This window comes from Microbacterium sp. KU4F, assembly GCF_056868075.1.
In genome coordinates this window covers 3,163,006-3,179,947 of record NZ_CP200324.1, presented here as the reverse complement: position 1 = coordinate 3,179,947, position 16,942 = coordinate 3,163,006, and the positions used below count along the sequence as shown (strand labels likewise).

The 16,942-nt window shown below is 70.6% G+C and carries 18 protein-coding genes and 1 pseudogene; 9 read left to right on the top strand and 10 right to left on the bottom strand.

Going from position 1 to position 16,942, the window contains the following annotated elements:
- Positions 1 to 73: 73 nt before the first annotated feature.
- The 4 genes and pseudogenes from AC1VNH_RS15735 to AC1VNH_RS15720 all read right to left on the bottom strand — a co-directional run bounded on the left by AC1VNH_RS15735 (position 74) and on the right by AC1VNH_RS15720 (position 1,786).
- Positions 74 to 538, bottom strand: a complete 465-nt coding sequence (locus AC1VNH_RS15735; RefSeq protein WP_243227076.1) for an SIP domain-containing protein — start codon at positions 536 to 538, stop codon at positions 74 to 76.
- 54 nt (positions 539 to 592) lie between these two features.
- Positions 593 to 949, bottom strand: a complete 357-nt coding sequence (locus AC1VNH_RS15730) for a tyrosine-protein phosphatase (RefSeq protein WP_483112477.1) — start codon at positions 947 to 949, stop codon at positions 593 to 595.
- 94 nt (positions 950 to 1,043) lie between these two features.
- Positions 1,044 to 1,313, bottom strand: a pseudogene (locus AC1VNH_RS15725) (tyrosine-protein phosphatase); the annotation flags it as partial.
- Positions 1,310 to 1,786: a carboxymuconolactone decarboxylase family protein gene (locus tag AC1VNH_RS15720; RefSeq protein WP_243227074.1), complete on the bottom strand. Its 477-nt coding sequence runs from the start codon at positions 1,784 to 1,786 to the stop codon at positions 1,310 to 1,312. The pseudogene AC1VNH_RS15725 and the gene AC1VNH_RS15720, both read right to left, overlap by 4 nt.
- A gap of 96 nt (positions 1,787 to 1,882) precedes the next feature.
- Between AC1VNH_RS15720 and AC1VNH_RS15715 the strand changes: the two genes are divergently transcribed.
- The 6 genes from AC1VNH_RS15715 to AC1VNH_RS15690 all read left to right on the top strand — a co-directional run bounded on the left by AC1VNH_RS15715 (position 1,883) and on the right by AC1VNH_RS15690 (position 7,848).
- On the top strand, positions 1,883 to 2,809 hold the full coding sequence (locus AC1VNH_RS15715; protein ID WP_483112476.1) for an alpha/beta fold hydrolase: 927 nt from the start codon (positions 1,883 to 1,885) through the stop codon (positions 2,807 to 2,809).
- A gap of 114 nt (positions 2,810 to 2,923) precedes the next feature.
- On the top strand, positions 2,924 to 4,426 hold the full coding sequence (locus tag AC1VNH_RS15710) for an ABC transporter substrate-binding protein (RefSeq protein WP_483112474.1): 1,503 nt from the start codon (positions 2,924 to 2,926) through the stop codon (positions 4,424 to 4,426).
- On the top strand, positions 4,423 to 5,376 hold the full coding sequence (locus AC1VNH_RS15705; RefSeq protein ID WP_483112472.1) for an ABC transporter permease: 954 nt from the start codon (positions 4,423 to 4,425) through the stop codon (positions 5,374 to 5,376). Before AC1VNH_RS15710 ends, AC1VNH_RS15705 begins: the two co-directional genes overlap by 4 nt.
- A complete protein-coding gene (locus AC1VNH_RS15700; RefSeq protein WP_483112471.1) occupies positions 5,373 to 6,269 on the top strand; it encodes an ABC transporter permease in 897 nt (298 codons plus the stop codon). Before AC1VNH_RS15705 ends, AC1VNH_RS15700 begins: the two co-directional genes overlap by 4 nt.
- Entirely contained in the window at positions 6,266 to 7,060 is a 795-nt protein-coding gene (locus AC1VNH_RS15695; protein WP_483112469.1) for an ABC transporter ATP-binding protein, read from the top strand. Before AC1VNH_RS15700 ends, AC1VNH_RS15695 begins: the two co-directional genes overlap by 4 nt.
- Positions 7,057 to 7,848, top strand: a complete 792-nt coding sequence (locus tag AC1VNH_RS15690) for an ABC transporter ATP-binding protein (protein ID WP_483112468.1) — start codon at positions 7,057 to 7,059, stop codon at positions 7,846 to 7,848. Before AC1VNH_RS15695 ends, AC1VNH_RS15690 begins: the two co-directional genes overlap by 4 nt.
- Positions 7,849 to 7,853: 5 nt before the next feature.
- On the opposite strand, the gene AC1VNH_RS15685 is transcribed toward AC1VNH_RS15690, so the two are convergent.
- The 3 genes from AC1VNH_RS15685 to AC1VNH_RS15675 are packed head-to-tail and all read right to left on the bottom strand — an operon-like array spanning position 7,854 to position 9,669.
- Positions 7,854 to 8,462 carry a GNAT family N-acetyltransferase gene (locus AC1VNH_RS15685; protein WP_483112466.1) on the bottom strand — a complete coding sequence of 203 codons (609 nt, stop codon included), beginning with the start codon at positions 8,460 to 8,462 and terminating at the stop codon, positions 7,854 to 7,856.
- A 10-nt stretch (positions 8,463 to 8,472) separates the two neighbouring features.
- On the bottom strand, positions 8,473 to 9,165 hold the full coding sequence (locus AC1VNH_RS15680) for a uracil-DNA glycosylase (protein WP_483112464.1): 693 nt from the start codon (positions 9,163 to 9,165) through the stop codon (positions 8,473 to 8,475).
- Positions 9,166 to 9,168: 3 nt separating this feature from the next.
- On the bottom strand, positions 9,169 to 9,669 hold the full coding sequence (locus AC1VNH_RS15675) for a phosphoribosyltransferase (RefSeq protein ID WP_344226076.1): 501 nt from the start codon (positions 9,667 to 9,669) through the stop codon (positions 9,169 to 9,171).
- A 60-nt stretch (positions 9,670 to 9,729) separates the two neighbouring features.
- Between AC1VNH_RS15675 and AC1VNH_RS15670 the strand changes: the two genes are divergently transcribed.
- Entirely contained in the window at positions 9,730 to 11,211 is a 1,482-nt protein-coding gene (locus AC1VNH_RS15670; RefSeq protein WP_483112463.1) for an MFS transporter, read from the top strand.
- Positions 11,212 to 11,220: 9 nt separating this feature from the next.
- On the opposite strand, the gene AC1VNH_RS15665 is transcribed toward AC1VNH_RS15670, so the two are convergent.
- Positions 11,221 to 12,075 carry a hypothetical protein gene (locus AC1VNH_RS15665; protein ID WP_483112462.1) on the bottom strand — a complete coding sequence of 285 codons (855 nt, stop codon included), beginning with the start codon at positions 12,073 to 12,075 and terminating at the stop codon, positions 11,221 to 11,223.
- 4 nt (positions 12,076 to 12,079) lie between these two features.
- On the bottom strand, positions 12,080 to 12,859 hold the full coding sequence (locus AC1VNH_RS15660; RefSeq protein WP_483112461.1) for an SDR family oxidoreductase: 780 nt from the start codon (positions 12,857 to 12,859) through the stop codon (positions 12,080 to 12,082).
- A 158-nt stretch (positions 12,860 to 13,017) separates the two neighbouring features.
- Between AC1VNH_RS15660 and AC1VNH_RS15655 the strand changes: the two genes are divergently transcribed.
- The gene (locus tag AC1VNH_RS15655; protein ID WP_460736693.1) at positions 13,018 to 14,340 is read left to right on the top strand and encodes a bifunctional o-acetylhomoserine/o-acetylserine sulfhydrylase; all 1,323 of its coding nucleotides are present in this window, start codon (positions 13,018 to 13,020) and stop codon (positions 14,338 to 14,340) included.
- Between the two features lie 113 nt (positions 14,341 to 14,453).
- Entirely contained in the window at positions 14,454 to 15,659 is a 1,206-nt protein-coding gene (gene metX, locus AC1VNH_RS15650; RefSeq protein ID WP_483112458.1) for a homoserine O-acetyltransferase MetX, read from the top strand.
- A 9-nt stretch (positions 15,660 to 15,668) separates the two neighbouring features.
- Here the strand turns inward: metX and AC1VNH_RS15645 are convergent, their stop codons facing one another.
- On the bottom strand, positions 15,669 to 16,880 hold the full coding sequence (locus tag AC1VNH_RS15645) for an MFS transporter (RefSeq protein WP_483112739.1): 1,212 nt from the start codon (positions 16,878 to 16,880) through the stop codon (positions 15,669 to 15,671).
- Positions 16,881 to 16,942: the final 62 nt, after the last annotated feature.

The window sequence follows — 16,942 nt, the reverse complement described above, 5'->3', positions numbered from 1 at the left end:
CAGGAGGATTCCAGGCCGCTCGTCCTGTCGAGGGGATTTCTCCTGCGCAGCGGAGGCGCCGGAGACGGCGCGCTCAGGCGGTAGCGAGCCCGAAGCGGGCGGGCGTGTGGATGCGGGTGGCATCGATCCCGCGGCGCTCCACGAGGTGGTCGAAGATATCGGCGGTGCCGAGGTATCCCCCGAGCAGGGTGACCGCCGTGCCGCATCCGTCGTCGTCGCACAGCATCTCGTCGGCCCAGGCCACGACCGCCCGGCTCAGCGCCTCGCCCGGCGCGCACGAGCGTCCGGTACCCGGAGCGCCGGAGCGGCTGTCGCGGGTCAACCACGTGATCGTCATGCGGGCCGGGACACGGATCTCCGCGATGTGGGCCGCATCCGGAACCTCGACGAAGACCCGACCGGTCGAACACATCGGCAGCGTCGCGAGCAGCATCTCGAGGTCGTCCAGGGACGACTCGTCAGCGGTCACCAAGTGCTGCGCGCGGGCATGCTTGGACGCACGGCACGCGTTCGCGTTGTGGACGTCGTTCTCGGGCATGATGAGGCGAGTATACGCCCGTCAAGGAAGGTATGCCTCACCTTGGCTGGATCGCTACGCGATCAGGATGCGGCGCAGCTCGGCGAGCTCGGCGTCGGAGACCCCCGCCGCGGAGAGGTACTCGCCGACCGATCCGTACTGTGCGCGCAGCCGACCGAGCAGGGCTCGCATGACCGGCGCCGGCGACGCCGTGGCGAGTTCCTCGGCATGGCGGGCCTCGGGGTGGGCCGCACGCAGCCACGCCACCACTCGACGGTTGCGCGCGACGGGCAAGGATGCGGCGGTGCGGGCGTAGTCGGCGACCACGGCGTCCTCGTCGACACCCGCCGCCGCGAGGATCAGCGCGATCGAAACTCCGGTGCGGTCCTTGCCCACCGTGCAGTGCACGAGGACGGGCTGCGCCTCCACCACCGCGCGCACGACGGCGGCGAGCGCGCGGTGCGGCGTCGTCGACGAGTCGGTCGTACATCTCTGTCAGACTCGCGTCCTCGACGAAGAAGGAGGCGACGGACCCGAGGAACAGCGGCACGCGCACGGTCTCCGGTGCATCCGCTCCGAGGAAGGTGGGATCGGTGCGCACCTCGTCGTCGTCGCGCAGATCCACGATGCGCCGCAGGCCGAGCCCCGCGATGCGACGGCGGGTGCTTTCGTCCAGACGGGCGAGGTTGCCGGAGCGGAACAGCACGCCGCCGCGGGTCGTCCTCCCGCCCGCGGGGAGCCCGCCGATGTCGCGGAAGTTGACGGCTCCGCCGATGAGACCGCCGGGATCGCTCATGGTGTCGGCGCGGTGCGCGGCGGCACCGGATACCGCCCGGCGATGGCGAGACGGTTGAACGCGTTGATGGAGACGACGATCCAGCTCACGGCGACGTACTCGGCCTCGGAGAGAACGAACCCCACCCGGTCGTAGACCTCGTCGGAGACCCCCTCCTCGTGGATGAAGGTGAGCGACTCGGTGAGCTCCAGCGCCGCACGCTCGCGGTCGGTGAAGACGCCCGACTCTCGCCACGTCGGCAGCTGCGCGACGGTGTCGACGTCGAGACCCGCCTTCATGCCCCGGTCGAGGTGCACCCGCACGCAGTAGGCGCAGCCGTTGAGCTGCGAGGCGTGCAGCTGCACGAGCTCTTTCAGCCGCGGCTCGACGCCGGCATCCGCCGCGAGCGCGCCCACCTGCTTGGCCATCGCGTCGATCGCCTGATAGACCTCCGGTGCCGCCTTCGACAGGTGCACGCGCCGCTGATCACCCATGCGGCCCACCCTACCCACGCCGTAAGCCCTGCGGCACGGTTCCGGAATGAGACGCGTGCGCGCCCACCACCGGAGCGCGCGCCGTAGCATTCGGGGGTGACCGACGACGCTTTCGACGAGTTCTCCTTCCTGCCCGCCCAGGCCGAGAGCCTCGGACTCACGGGGCCGCTGCCCACGGCCGAACGGCGGAATCTGACGCTGCCGGACGGCAGGACCCTCTCCGCCCTCCGTTACGGCGACGAGACCCCGGTCGTGACGTTCCTCCACGGCGCGGGCCTCAATGCGCACACCTGGGACACCACGATCCTCGCGCTGGGGCTTCCCGCGCTCTCCATCGACCTCGCCGGGCACGGCGACTCCTCCTGGCGTGACGACGCGCAGTACGTCGCGCGCACGCTCGCCCAGGACGTGGTGCCCGCCCTCGAGTCGTGGACCCGGGTCCCGCAGGTGCTGGTGGGGCATTCCCTCGGCGCGCTCACTGCGACCGCGGTGGCGGCGGCGCGCGGCGACCTGGTGCGCAGCCTCGTGCTCATCGACCTCACCCCCGGGGTGGATCCCGCCGCGGGCCCCGCGCAGATGCGCGCGTTCTTCGCCGGCCCGACGGACTGGGCCGACCGGGAGGAGCTCGTGGAGCGAGCGCTGTCCTTCGGGCTCGGCGGCTCGCGCGAAGCGGCCGCCCGCGGCGTGTACCTGAACTCGCGCGTGCGCCCCGACGGTCGAGTGGAGTGGAAGCACCACTTCGCCCACCTCGCGGCGGCGGCCGCATCCGATACCGGGGCTTCGGCGCCGGACGCCATGCGGGAGCTTCTCGCCGCGAGCGGATGGGACGACCTCGCCGCCGTGCGCGGGCCGATCACTCTCGTGCGCGGCGACGCGGGATACGTCACCGAAGCGGATGCGGAGGAGTTCCGCGAGCGCCGCCCGGATGCCGACGTGATCGTCGTGCCCGCGCACCACAACGTTCACGAGCAGATCCCGGATCGACTCGCGGCCCTGCTGCGTCGGATCGTCGCGGCAGGATGACGCAGTCGAATTGTGACGTGACGCAGCCTCCCCCAGCCCCGGCGGCGATCTAGGCTGGTACACCGCACCGCCCCGTCCTCCCTCCATGCCCCGCGTCCGCGGAAAGGACCACCCATGCATCGCCGAACGCCCCTCGCCCTCACAGCGCTCGTGGCCGCCGCCGTTCTCTCCCTCTCCGCCTGCACGGCCTCGACGACGCCGGCGCCGACGGGCTCCCCGGATGCGGACTCCTCCGTCGTCGTGCGACTCGCGCTCGAGCCCACGAACCTCGACATCCGTCAGACCTCGGGCTCCGCGCTGGATCAGATCCTCATCGACAACCTGTACCAGGGCCTCGTCGCGCGCACGCCCGAGCAGGAGATCGTGCCGGCGCTGGCCAGCGACTGGACTGTCTCGGACGACCGCCTGACCTACACCTTCACGCTGCGCGAGGGCGTCACCTTCCACGACGGTCAGCCGTTGACCCCCGAGGACGTCGTCTACTCGCTGACGCAGCACCGCGACAACGCGGGGTGGGTCGACGCCGCAACGCTCGCGAACGTCACGGGCGTGACGGCCGACGGCCAGAAGATCACGCTGACCCTCTCCCAGCCGGACTCGCAGCTGCTGTGGAACCTCAGCGGCCGCGCCGGCATCATCCTCAAGGAGGGCGACAGCGTCGATTATCAGACGGCGGCCAACGGCACCGGCCCCTTCACACTCGAGCGCTGGACGCGCGGCGACAACATCACGTTCGCCCGCAACCCCGCCTACTGGGGCACGCCCGCCAAGGCGGCGGAGGTCGTCTTCGACTACATCCCGGACAATCAAGCAGCCCTCAACGCCGCCCTCGCCGGCGAGGTCGACGTGGTGACGGGCTTCGATGCGAACCTGAAGACGCAGATCGAGGCGAACGGCGACTTCTCGCTCGTCGTCGGCGACTCCACCGACAAGGGCACGCTCGCCTTCAACCAGACGTCCGGCCCGCTCGCGGACAAGCGCGTGCGACAGGCCATCCGCCAGGCGATCGACCACGACGCCTTCGTCGAGGCGCTCGGCGCGGGCAAGACGATGTACGGTCCGATCCCGTCCCTCGACCCGGGCTACGAAGACCTGTCGGAGGTCGCCCCGTACGACCCCGACGCCGCCAAGAAGCTCCTCGCCGACGCCGGCGCCTCGGACACGACGCTGACGCTCACGATCCCCTCCTTCTATCCGGCGACGATCTCACAGCTGCTCGTCTCGGATCTGAATGCCGTCGGCATCACCCTGAAGGTCGACTCGGTGGACTTCCCGACCTGGCTGAACGACGTCTACATGAACCACGACTACGAGTTGAGCTTCGTGCTGCACACCGAGGCGCGCGACTTCATCAACTGGACGAACCCGCAGTACTACTTCACCTACGACAACCCGCAGGTCACCGAGCTCTACGCGCAGGCGCGCGCGGCCACGACCGATGAGGCGGCAGCGGAGCTTCTCGCTCAGGCGGCACGCATCGTCTCCGACGATGCAGGCGCGGACTGGCTGTACAACGGAGCCAGCGTGGTCGCCGTCGGCACGAACGTGTCGGGCTTCCCCTCGATCAACGTCAACGAGCGGCTCAACGTGTCCGAGCTCGGCAAGAGCGACGGGTGATCCGATACGCGCTGATGCGACTGGCCCTGCTCGCCGCGGGGCTGGTCGTGGCCAGCGTGATCATCTTCTTCACCCTGCGCATCCTGCCGGGCGATGTCTCGCAGCTGATCGGCGGCACGAACTCCACGCCGGCGCAGATCGCCGCCATCCGTGACCGACTGAATCTGGATGCGCCTCTTGCCACGCAGTACCTCGACTGGATCGGCGGCGTGCTGCGCGGCGACCTCGGCACCTCGCTGCTGACCGGAACGCCGGTGTCCGCGGAGCTCGCCGAGAAGGCGCAGGTCACCCTTCCGCTCGGCGGGCTCTCGCTCATCATCGCGCTGCTGTTCGCCGGCCCCCTCGGTGTCGTCTCCGCGCTGCGGCGCTCACGGCTGGGCGGCACCGTCATCGGCGTGGGCGCTCAGACGCTCGCGGCGGTCCCCGTGGTCTGGGCCGGGATGATGCTCGTGGTCGTGTTCGCGGTCTGGTGGGGTGTGCTTCCGGCACAGGGCTTTCCCCGCGACGGCTGGAGCGATCCGGGGGCGGCGCTTCGTTCGCTCGTGCTGCCGGCATTGACGATCGGCATCGTGGAGGGCGCGATGCTTCTGAGATTCGTGCGCAGCGCGACGCTGCAGGCCATGGGACAGGACTACGTGCGGACAGCCGCCTCGCAGGGCCTCACCCGCACACGAGCACTCGTCCAGCACGGGCTCCCGGGCGTCGGTCTGTCCGTGGTGACGGTGCTGGGACTGCAGGTCGCGGGCATCATCGTGGGCGCCGTGGTGATCGAGCAGCTGTTCTCGCTGCCCGGCGTCGGACGGATGCTGGTGCGCGACGTGTCTGCGCGCGACCTGCCGATGGTGCAGGGCGAGCTGCTCGCTCTCACGGCTTTCGTGCTGGTGGTCGGCTTCATCGTCGATCTCGTGCACCGCGCGATCGATCCGCGTCAGAGGGAGTCTGCGGCATGAGTGCTCCTCGTCGCCCGTGGTGGCGGCGTCGGCTGCTGTCCGAGCCCGCCGGTGTCACCGGCGTGGTCATCGTCCTCGCCCTGCTGGCGGTCGCCGCCCTTGCGACGTTCTGGACGCCATACGACCCGCAGGCCGCGGATGTGGCCGGTCGGTGGGCGGGGCCGAGCCCGGCGCATCTGCTCGGCACCGACGCGACCGGTCGAGACATCCTGAGCATCCTCATGGCGGGCTCGCGCACGACGGTCGCGGTGGCCGTCGGCGCTGGTGTCATCGCGACGATCGTGGGGCTCTCGCTCGCCACGCTCGGCGCCCTCACCCACCGCTGGGTGCGGGAGTCCGTCGCGGTTCTCGTCGACATGCTCGTCGCCTTCCCGGTGCTCCTGATCGCCATGATGATCTCCGCGGTGTGGGGCGGATCGCTCGCCGTCGTCGTGTGGTCGGTGGGGATCGGCTTCGGTGTCAACATCGCCAGGGTGAGCCGACCGGAGCTGCGCCGGGTGCTGCACAGCGACTTCGTCGTGGCGGCGCGCGCGTCGGGCCTCTCCGGATGGCAGAACCTCACCCGGCACCTGCTGCCCAACGTGGCTCCCGTGTTCATCGTGCAGCTGTCCTGGTCGATGGCGGTCGCGGTGCTCGCCGAGGCGGGGCTCAGCTACCTGGGCTTCGGAGCGCCCGTGACGGATCCGTCGTGGGGGGTTCTGCTGTCGCAGCTCCAGCAGTACCTCACCGCCTATCCGCTCTCGGTCCTCTGGCCCGGTCTCGCCATCACCGCCACCGTCCTCGGGTTCAACCTGCTCGGCGACGGACTCCGCGACGCCACCGACCCGACGCTGCGCACCCGCAGCGGGTCGGCCCGGCGTGCGCGCACCCATCTGCCGGAGGTGGTCGCATGAGCCTGGAGGTGACCGAGCTCGTCATCGAGATCGACGGCGTCCGCGTGGTCGACGGGCTCAGCTTCCACGTGGCCGACGGCGAGCGACTCGGGATCATCGGCGAGTCCGGATCGGGCAAGTCGCTCACGGCGCTCGCGGTCCTGGGGCTGCTTCCCGAGGGAGCCACGGCGAGCGGCAGCATCCTCCTGAACGGCTACGAGGTGATCGGCGCGCCCGAGCGGGAGCTCGCTCGCATCCGCGGTGACGAGGTGGGAATCGTGTTCCAGGAGCCGCAGAGCGCCTTGAACCCCATCCGCACGGTCGGACGCCAGATCGCCGAGGCACCCCGCATTCACCGGGGCCTCGGCCGCGCAGCACGGCGCGAGGTCGCCGTGGCCGGCGCCCGGCGCGTGGGACTTCCCGAGCCCGAACGCATCGTGGACCGCTACCCGCACCAGCTCTCGGGCGGACAGCGTCAGCGGGTGGCCATCGCCATGGCTCTCGCCCTGGATCCGGGGCTGCTCATCGCCGACGAGCCGACGACCGCGCTCGATGTGACGATCCAGGCGGAGATCCTCGCCCTGCTGCGCACACTCGTGACGGATGCGGGGATGTCGCTCGTGTTCATCACGCACGACCTCGCGGTGCTGGCGCAGATCGCGACGCACGCCGTCGTGATGGACCGCGGCCGCATCGTCGAACAGGGCCCGGTGGCGACGTTGCTGACCGCACCGCGATCGGCGACGACCCAGGGACTGCTGCGCGACGCGCGGGCGACCCTGTGGCGGCCCGACGAGAAGGAGGAGCGATGACGGCCCTGCTCTCCGGTCGTGGTCTCTCGCGCACCTACCGCGCACCGCGCACCGCACCTCTCGCGCCGCGAGGGCTGACGCACGCGCTCGACGGGGTCGACATCGACGTGCACGAGGGCGAGTCGCTGGGCGTCATCGGCGAGTCGGGCTCGGGCAAGTCGACGCTCATCCGTCTCCTGCTCGCGCTCGACACCCCCACCGCCGGCACGGTGAGCTTCGAGGGCCGCCACGTCGACCCGACCGCATCCGCGCGCCGGCTGCACTGGCTCCGGCGCCAGACGGGCATCGTCTTCCAGGACCCCTACGCGTCGCTCGACCCGCGGATGCGGGTGGACCGCATCGTGGGAGAGCCGCTGTGGGCCCTCGGCATCGCGGGCGACCGCGAGAAGCGCGTCGCCGAGGTGCTCGAGGACGTCGACCTCCCGGCCGATGCCGCCGCGCGCTACCCGCACGAGTTCTCGGGCGGACAGCGCCAGCGGATCGCTCTCGCCCGCGCCCTCGTGCACCGCCCGCGCCTGCTCGTCGGCGACGAGCCGCTGTCGGCACTCGACGTGACGGTGCGCGCGCAGATCATCCGTCTGATCGACCGCCTGCGCAGCCGCGACGGCCTGAGCCTGCTGATGGTCTCCCACGACATCGGTGTGGTGCAGGCGCTCTGCGACCGCGTCATCGTGTTGAAGGACGGCCGCATGGTCGAGGAGGGCCCGACCTCGCGCGTCCTGCAGCATCCGAGCGCGGAGTACACGCAGCGGCTGCTGGCCTCTGTCCCGACGCTCCCCGAGGCCTGAGCACGTCAGCGCGAGAACAGACCGCGCTTCTTCTTGGGCTTGAGCGACTTCTGCAGGTAGACCGTGCCGAGCCAGCGCCCGAACTTGAACCCGACGCGTCCCATGCGCCCGACCTCGGTGAAGCCGAGCTTCTCGTGGAGGCGGATGGAGCCCTCGGCGCCCTTGTCGCTGATGACCGCGACGAGCTCGCGGATGCCCTTGTTCTCGCAGGCCTCGATCAGCGCCGCCAGCAGAGCCGTTCCCAGCCCCTTGCCCGAGGCCGCCTGACCGAGGTAGATCGAGTCCTCGACCGTGTAGCGGTAGGCGGACTTGCCCGCCCAGGGCTGCACGAGCGCGTATCCCAGGATCTGCCCCGACGGACTCTCCGCGACCAGGAACGGCAGTTCGAGCTTGCGAAGATGATCGAACTTCTCCCGCCACTTCGTCAGCGACCACTTCTTCTCGTCGAAGGTCACCACGGAGTTGGTCACGTAGTAGTTGTAGATCTCGCGGATGTCGGGGATGTCGGCCGTCGTCGCCTCGCGGATGCGGAACTCGAAGCCGCGCTCGGGCGGAGCCTGGCGACGCAGGTGGCGCGGAAGCCGCCGACGGCGCTGGTATTCCTCTTCGAGCATGGCGCCCAGCCTACGCGGGAAGACGCCAATCGATCCCCGTGGCGCCCTGCGCGATCAGCAGCTCGTTGACGCGGGAGAACGGGCGGGATCCGAAGAACCCCCTGCTGGCCGACAGCGGCGACGGATGCGGCGACTGGATGCTCGGCACGTCACCGAGAATCGGCGTCAGGCCCGCCGCATCCCGCCCCCAGAGCACCGCGACCAGGGGTCCTCCGCGCTCGGCGAGGACGCGGATCGCGTGCTCGGTGACCTTCTCCCAGCCCCAGCCGCGGTGGGATGCGGGCGCGCCCGGCGCGACGGTCAGCACCCGGTTCAGCAGCATGACGCCCTGCTCGCTCCACGCGGAGAGGTCGCCGTGGGCCGCCGGCGGGACGCCCAGGTCGTCGTTGAGCTCGCGGTAGATGTTGGCGAGGCTGCGCGGGATCGGCCGCACATGCGCGTCGACGGCGAACGAGAGACCGATCGGGTGGCCGGGCGTCGGGTACGGGTCCTGCCCCACGATGAGCACTTTGACGCCTTCGAGCGGGCGCTGGAAGGCACGCAGGACGCGATCTCCGGCGGGCAGGTAGGAGCGTCCGGCAGCCGTCTCCTCGCGCAGCCGATCCCCTAGCGCGGCGATGTCGCCGGCTACCGGGGCGAGGGCTTCGGCCCAGCCCGCATCCATGAGACCGGCCGCGGCGAGCTCGGGCAGCGTCTTGGCCATCGGTCAGGCGGAGCCGGGAAGGCCCTGGTCTTCTTCGACGACCGAACCCTGCCACGACCAGGGGAAGTCGATCCACAGGTCCGTGTTCTTCCAGCTGAAGTCCGGCTGGATGATCGTGGTCGGCTTCGTGTAGATCACGGCGGAGCGCACGTCCGCACCGCGCTCCACGAGCAGGCGCACGGCGAGATCGAGTGTGCGGCCGCTGTCGGCGACGTCGTCGACCAGGAGCACACGACGCCCGTTCAGATACGTCATATCGAGCTCGGGGGGAAGTAGCTCGGGAGCGTCGAGCACCGTGCCGATGCCGGTGTAGAACTCGACGTTGATCGCGCCGCAGTTCTTCACGCCGAGTCCGTACGCGATCGCTCCGGCCGGAAGCAGTCCGCCGCGGGCGATCGCGACGACGACCTCGGGCACGAAGTCGGCCGCGATCACGTCGCGGGCGATGTCGCGGCTCGCTTCGCCGAACAGGTCCCAGGTCAGAGTTTCGCGTTCGGGCGCCACGGCGCTCTCCTCGTTCGTCACCGTCCCAGCCTAGAGCGCGGCGCGGTGTAGCGTTTCGCCATGACCGGCACCCGCGCCCCCGGTCGATCGGCGCTCGGCATCACGGCGGGCCTGATCGGCTGGTTCATCCTCGTCGAGATCGTCAGCGGCATCCTGCAGGGCTACTACGTGCCCCTGTTCAGCGACATCGTGGTGCATCTGGGCGTCCACGACGCCGACGTCAACTGGTTCGAGGCCGCGCAACTGCTGCTGTCGGCACTCGTCGTCCCGGTCATGGCGAAGCTCGGCGACATGTACGGGCACAAGCGCATCCTGTTGGTCGCCACGATCCTCACCGCCGGCGCCACGTGGTGGATCGCCTTCGCGGGCTCGTTCTGGAGCTTCCTGATCGCGTGGGCGCTGCAGGGCTTCTACGTCGTCTGGCTGCCGCTCGAGATCGCGCTGATCTTCGAGCGCGGCCGCCGGCAGGGCCGCGGGGTCTCGGCCACCCGCCGAGCTGCCGGTCTGCTCGTGGTGGGACTCCAGGCCGGCGCCATCATGGGTGCGCTGGCGGCCGGGCGTCTGTTCGCCGCCACGGCCGAGAACCTGTCTCTGACCCTCATGCTGCCGGCGATCGCCGTGACGCTGATCGGCGTCGTCATCTGGCTGGGCGTTCCCGAATCCGAGCCGGTTCCCGGACGCCGACTGGATGCGGGTGGCTTCGTCATCCTCGCACTCGCGCTGCTGCTCGTCACCGGCGCCCTGACCTTCCTCCGCATCAACGGCCCCGGCTTCGTCTGGACGTGGCTGCTGTTGGCGGCGGGGCTTACCGCCTTCGTGTGGTTCGTGCGGTTCGAACTGCGCCAGGAGGATCCCGCCGTCGACATCCGCGTGCTGCGCAGACCTGAGATGTGGCCGGTACAGGCCACGGCCGCCCTGGTGGGCATCAGCCTGCTCGGCGCGCAAGGTCCGCTGTCGACGTACGCGGGCACCGATGCCTCGCTCGGCTACGGACTGGGCCTCGATGCCACCGGGCGCTCCAATGTGATCGGCGTGTATCTGGTCTCCCTCATCGTCGGCGCCGTGATCTTCTCGATCACCTCGCGGCGAGCCAGCCCGCGCATCGTGCTCATCGGAGCTGCTCTGCTCGTGGGCATCGGCTATCTCCTGTTCCTGCCGCTGCACCGCGAGCTGTGGCAGGTGCTCATGAACCTGTCGATCGCTGGTCTCGGCTCGGGCGCGCTCGTGGCCGCTCTGCCCGCCGCGGCAGCGGCCGCGGCGCCGCGGGGCCAGACCGGCATCGCCTCCGCACTCACCAACACGACCAAGACGATCGGCGGCACCTTCGCCTCGGCCGTGTTCGGCGTCGTGCTCGCGGTCGGCGCGGGTGCCGTCGCGAGCTCGACCGCCGCATCCCTCGGCGGCTACATCACGGTGTGGATCGTCTGCGCCGCCGGTGGTTTCGCCGCCGCCGCGGTGCTCGTCGTCGTCCCCAAGGTGGCCTTCGCCGACACCGAGGCCACGGCGCACGCGGCCGCATCCGGGGGCACGACCGCGCGCTGAGGCCGAGGATCAACCGACGTCGCGTTGCACCTGTTCGATCCCGTCGATGACGAGGGTCGTGGTGCGCAGGATCTCCGACCACTCCGCGGAATCCGTCGTCACGACGTCCCGAGAACGCGTCACGAGCAGTACATCGTCGATGATCTCGACGTCCCACCCTTTCATCTCGGCCAGGAGCGCCCGGGCGAACGAAAGGTTGTCCTCCTCGAGAGGCTCGCGCTGTGCGGGCCCGGGTTCGGTGACCAGGGCGCGCGCGTCGCTGTGTGCCGGCGGAAGCACGATGCGGGGCAGCGGATGGCTGAGACCGATGCGGATCCACCCGCCGAACTGGGTGTGGCGATACGCGCTCGTCCCCCAGTCCTGCTCGAAGTCCGACCACTCGATGAGACGTCCCGCGGGCGTCACCCACCGCAGGGCGCGCGTCTGGACGAGCCGACCGCGATAGCTCCGTGGTGGCAGCCCGGCAGGAAACGGTCCGGGGTGGTAGGTGAAGCCGTTGTCCGTCGCGAAGCGGACGAGTGCCCAGTGCTGACGCGGCCACATCCGACGTCGCCCGGTGTGCGCCGCGGCACGGCCCAGGATCACCAGCGCGCAGGAGAAGAGCAACGCGGCAACCGCCGCCGTGAGAATCTCGCCCGGAGTCGCTCCCTGTCTGCGGGTCAGCAGCGACACCATCCCCAGCACGGCGACCAGCGCACCGAGGCCGCTCAGCACCGCGGCGATCAGGAGGACGGCGACACGCGTGCGGGAGCGGGGAGCGCGCACCTGCGGATGCTCGGCGACGAACGCTCGCCAGAACCGGCGGAGCTCGCGCCCGCCGGGCCTCGCGGTCAGCGCGTCGACGACGAGCGCCGGTGCGCGCACGCGCTCAGCCCTCGCGCACGCGCAGCGGCTCGCGGGCGACGAGGTGCTGCGCGGACTGCGCGACGGGTCGCACCGTCACGAGGTCGAGGTTCACGTGGCCCGGCGCGCCCAGCGCGTACGCGATGACGTCGGCGACATCGTCCGGGGTGAGCGGGTTCTCGACGCCGCGGTAGACCGCGTCTGCCGCATCCCGATCGCCGCCGAGCCGGTTCAACGAGAACTCCTCGGTGTAGACCATCCCCGGAGCAACCTCGCTCACGCGGATCGGCTCGCCGTTGAGCTCGAGTCGCAGCGCCTTGACGAGCATGCTCTCGGCCGCCTTCGCGGCGTTGTACCCGCCGCCGCCCTGGTACGCGACCTGGGCGGCCGTCGAGGTCACGAAGAGCGTGTCGGCGTGGCCGTCGGATGCGGCCGCCCGCCGCAGCTGGGGCAGCAGCAGCGCGACCAGGCGCTGGGTCGACAGCACATTGGCCTCGTACATCCATCGCCAGTCGTCGGGGTTGCCGTCGGCGACGTCGTCGACGCCGCGCGCACCGCCCGCGACCTGCACCAGCGCGTGCACGGGACCGGATGCGGCGAGCCAGTCGGCGAGCGCCTGCACATCGGCCTCGACGGTCAGGTCGGCCGCGTACGCCACGGCGCCGGTGTCGGCCTCGAGGGCGGCGAGCCGCTCGGCGCGACGCGCGACAGCGACCACCTCCCACCCGTCGGCGCGGAGGCGCCGTGCGGTCGCCTCGCCGATCCCCGTGCTCGCACCCGTCACCACTGCTCGTCTGTTCGCCATGCACTCACGCTAGGCCCTCGCGGTGAACCGGGTGTTACACGGCCGCCCCGCGCCGTTGTTACCCCGCGTTTCTCGGACGTTGTCGCCCGCGCCGCGCCCCTCTAGCCTCGTGATGTTCGCGACAGCCGCCGCGGCACTCGCAGACTTAGGAGCACGTGATGTCCGCACCCGAGAACTGGCTCTTCGAGACCAAGCAGATCCACTCCGGCGCCGCACCGGATCCCACCACCAAGGCCCGCGCGACCCCGATCTACCAGACCACGTCGTACGTGTTCGACAACGCCGATCACGCCGCGAACCTCTTCTCGCTCGCCGAGCCGGGCAACGTCTACACCCGCATCATCAACCCCACGCAGAGCGTCGTCGAGGAGCGCGTCGCCGCGCTCGAGGGAGGCACGGCAGCGCTGCTGGTCGCCTCGGGTCAGGCGGCCGAGACCTTCGCCGTGCTGAACATCGCCGGAGCCGGTGACCACATCGTCTCCTCCAGCTCGATCTACGGCGGCACGTACAACCTCTTCAAGTACACGCTCGCCAAGCTCGGCATCACCACGACCTTCGTCGAGAACCAGGACGACCCCGAGGAGTGGCGTCGCGCCGTCCGCCCCAACACCAAGCTGTTCTTCGCCGAGACCGTCGGCAACCCGAAGATCAACGTCCTCGACATCCGTACGGTCTCCGACGTCGCGCACGAGGCCGGCGTGCCGCTGATCGTCGACAACACGATCGCCACCCCGTACCTCATCCGCCCCTTCGAGTTCGGCGCCGACATCGTCGTGCACTCCGCGACGAAGTTCCTCGGCGGTCACGGCACGACGATCGGCGGCGTCATCGTCGACGGCGGCCGCTTCCCGTGGTCGCAGCACGTCGACCGCTTCCCCGAGCTCACCGAGCCCGACCCCTCGTACCACGGCCTCAGCTACACGGGTGCGCTCGGTGACGGCGTCGCCTACGTCACGAAGGCCCGCGTGCAGCTGCTGCGCGACCTCGGCGCCGCGATCGCCCCGATCAGCGCCTGGCTGCTGCTGCAGGGCATCGAGACCCTCTCGCTGCGGGTCGAGCGCCACGTGCAGAACGCGCAGGAGATCGCGGAGTGGCTCGAGAACCAGGACGACGTCGCCTCGGTGAACTACTCGGGTCTTCCGACCTCGCCCTGGTATGCCGCCGCCAACCAGTACGCCCCGAAGGGCGTCGGCGCGGTGCTCTCGTTCGAGCTCAAGGGCGGCGTGGGCGCCGGACGCGCCTTCGTCGACAACCTCACCCTGTTCAGCCACCTCGCCAACATCGGCGACGTGCGCTCGCTCGTGATCCACCCCGCCTCCACGACGCACTCGCAGCTCACGCCTGAGCAGCAGCTCACGGCCGGTGTCACGCCGGGCCTCGTGCGCCTGTCGGTCGGCCTCGAGAACGTCGCCGACCTCAAGGCGGACCTCGAGAGCGCACTCGCCGCCGCCCGCCGCGCCTCGGAGGCCGCGCGCGCCTGAACCGCCTGACACGAACGCCCCGGATGCCGCATCCGGGGCGTTCGTGCGTTCCGACGCCGCGGCTGTGACGTAACACGGACGCGGACGCGCGAGGACCCCGGGACAATGGAGGGATGGACTGGCAGACCTCCGAGGACACGGTGCCCAGCGCTCCTGTCACGGAGGCGGACGCCCGGCTCGCCCGCGGCCGGCCGCCGGCCAGCGGGGCGTGGCGCGACGGCGACCCGGCTGGAGACCGCCGGTTCGCGGCCTTCCGCAGCTTCCGCACCGAGAACGGGGCCGTGCTCCCCGTCGCACGCCTGGCATATGAGACGTGGGGCGAGCTCTCCCCCGCTGGCGACAACGCGATCCTCATCCTGCACGCGCTGACAGGTGACAGCCACGTGCGCGGCGAGGCCGGCAGAGCCCACCCCACCGACGGATGGTGGGACGAGATCGTCGGTCCGGGTGCGGCGATCGACACGGACCGCTGGTTCGTCGTCGCCCCCAACATGCTCGGCGGCTGCCAGGGCTCGACCGGGCCCGCGACCATCGCGCCCGACGGCACGGAATGGGGTGCGCGCTTCCCGTACCTGACCATCCGCGACCAGATCGCGGCCCAGGCGCTGCTGGCGGACGAGCTCGGCATCGGCAGCTGGCGCGCCGTCGTCGGCGGCTCCATGGGCGGTATGCACGCGCTCGAGTGGGGCGCGAGCTACCCCGAGCGCGTCGAACGTCTGGCGGTGCTCGCTGCTCCCCCGCTGACCACGGCCGACCAGATCGCCCTGAACTCGGTGCAGCTCGAGGCCATTCGCATCGACCCGGGATACGCCGGCGGCGACTACTACGACGCACCCGCCGGCGAGGGACCCCACCGGGGTCTCGCGCTCGCGCGGCGCATGGCCCTGCTGAACTATCGGAGCCCCACCGAACTGAACCTGCGCTTCCAGCGCTCCTGGCAGTCCGGGGTGAGCCCGCTGGGGCGCGGCGGCCGGTTCGCGGTGGAGTCCTACCTCGACTTCCACGGCAACAAGTTCACGCGCCGCTTCGATGCCAACAGCTACCTCACCCTCGTCGAGGCGATGAACTCGCACGACGTCGGACGCGACCGCGGCGGCGTCGAAGACGCCCTGGGACGCATCACCGCCACCACCCTCGTGCTCGGAATCGACAGCGACCGTCTCTTCCCCGTCGAGGGACAGCACCGCATCGCCCACGGCATCCGCAACACGCTGGACGGCGACCGAGCAGCCGTCATCGCGAGCGACTACGGCCACGACGGCTTCCTCATCGAGACGGATGCGGTGGCCCACCACCTGGGCCGGCTTCTCGACGCGTAGGCTCCGCCGTCACTCAGCGGACGTCGAAGAGTGCGCGTAGACGATCGGAACACCCCGGCGACGTTCGACCCCGTACGCGGTGAAAGCGATCGCGAGTCCCGCGGCGGCGAGAGCGGCCCCCACCCAGGGCGGCGCCACGAAGCCCCAGCCCGCGGCGATGACCGCACCGCCCAGAGCGGCGCCGAGGCTGTTGCCGATGTTGAGCGCTGAGTGGTTCAGCGCGGCGGCGATCGACTGGTTGTCGCCCGCCACATCCATGAGTCGCGTCTGAATCGCGGGGCTGAGCGCCGACGAGACGGCACCCACCACGAACACCATGATCGCGAGCGCCCAGATCCAGACGGCGGTCAGCGCGAGAACGGCCAGCGACACGGCCAGCACCGCGAGCCCGAGCAGCAGCGTCCGCCGCAGATTGACGTCGGACAGGTGCCCGCCCAGCAGATTGCCGACCGTCATCCCGAGTCCCATGCCGACGAGCACGAGCGGCACGACCGCCTGCGGCGCATCGGCGACCTCGGTCACCAGAGGCGCCACGTAGCTGTAGACCGCGAAGAACCCGCCGAAGCCGATCGAACCGATCCCGAGGGTGAACCACACCTGCGGGATACGGAAGACGCCCAGCTCCGCCCGCAGCGTGCGCCCCGGCCGTCCCGGCGCTCGTGGCACGAAGAGGGCGATGCAGATCGTGGCGAGCGCGAAGATGGCGGCGACGACGCCGAACGCGACGCGCCATCCGAACTGCTGTCCGAGGTAGGTCCCCGCGGGCACTCCGACGACATTCGCGACCGTGAGCCCCGTCAGCACGAAGGCGACGCCCTGTGCGCGCCGGCCGGGACCGAGCACGTCGGCCGCGACGAGCGCTCCGATCCCGAAGTACGCGCCGTGCGGGAGCCCTGCCAGAAAGCGTGAGACCGCGACGAGCTCGAAGTTCGGCGCAAGGACGGTGAGGGCGTTGAACACGGTCAGCGCCAGGGCGAGGACGACCATCACCCGGTGGCGCGGGAACCGCGCGACGAGCCCCGCGATCGTCGGCGCTCCGACGACGACGCCGAGCGCGTAGAGGCTGATCAGCCAGCCGGCCTGGGCGATGGCGGCGTCCGGGTCCGCAGCCGACTGATTCGGCAGAAGCGCACCCGCGATGTCGGGCAGCAGTCCCATGACCGTGAACTCGGTCATGCCGATGCCGAAGCTGCCGATGGCGAGAGAGAGGAGCGCCCACATCGCCGCCCCCTTCGTCTGTGTCGAAGAGGTCACCGGAACATGTTAGCCACGTGGACCGCGGT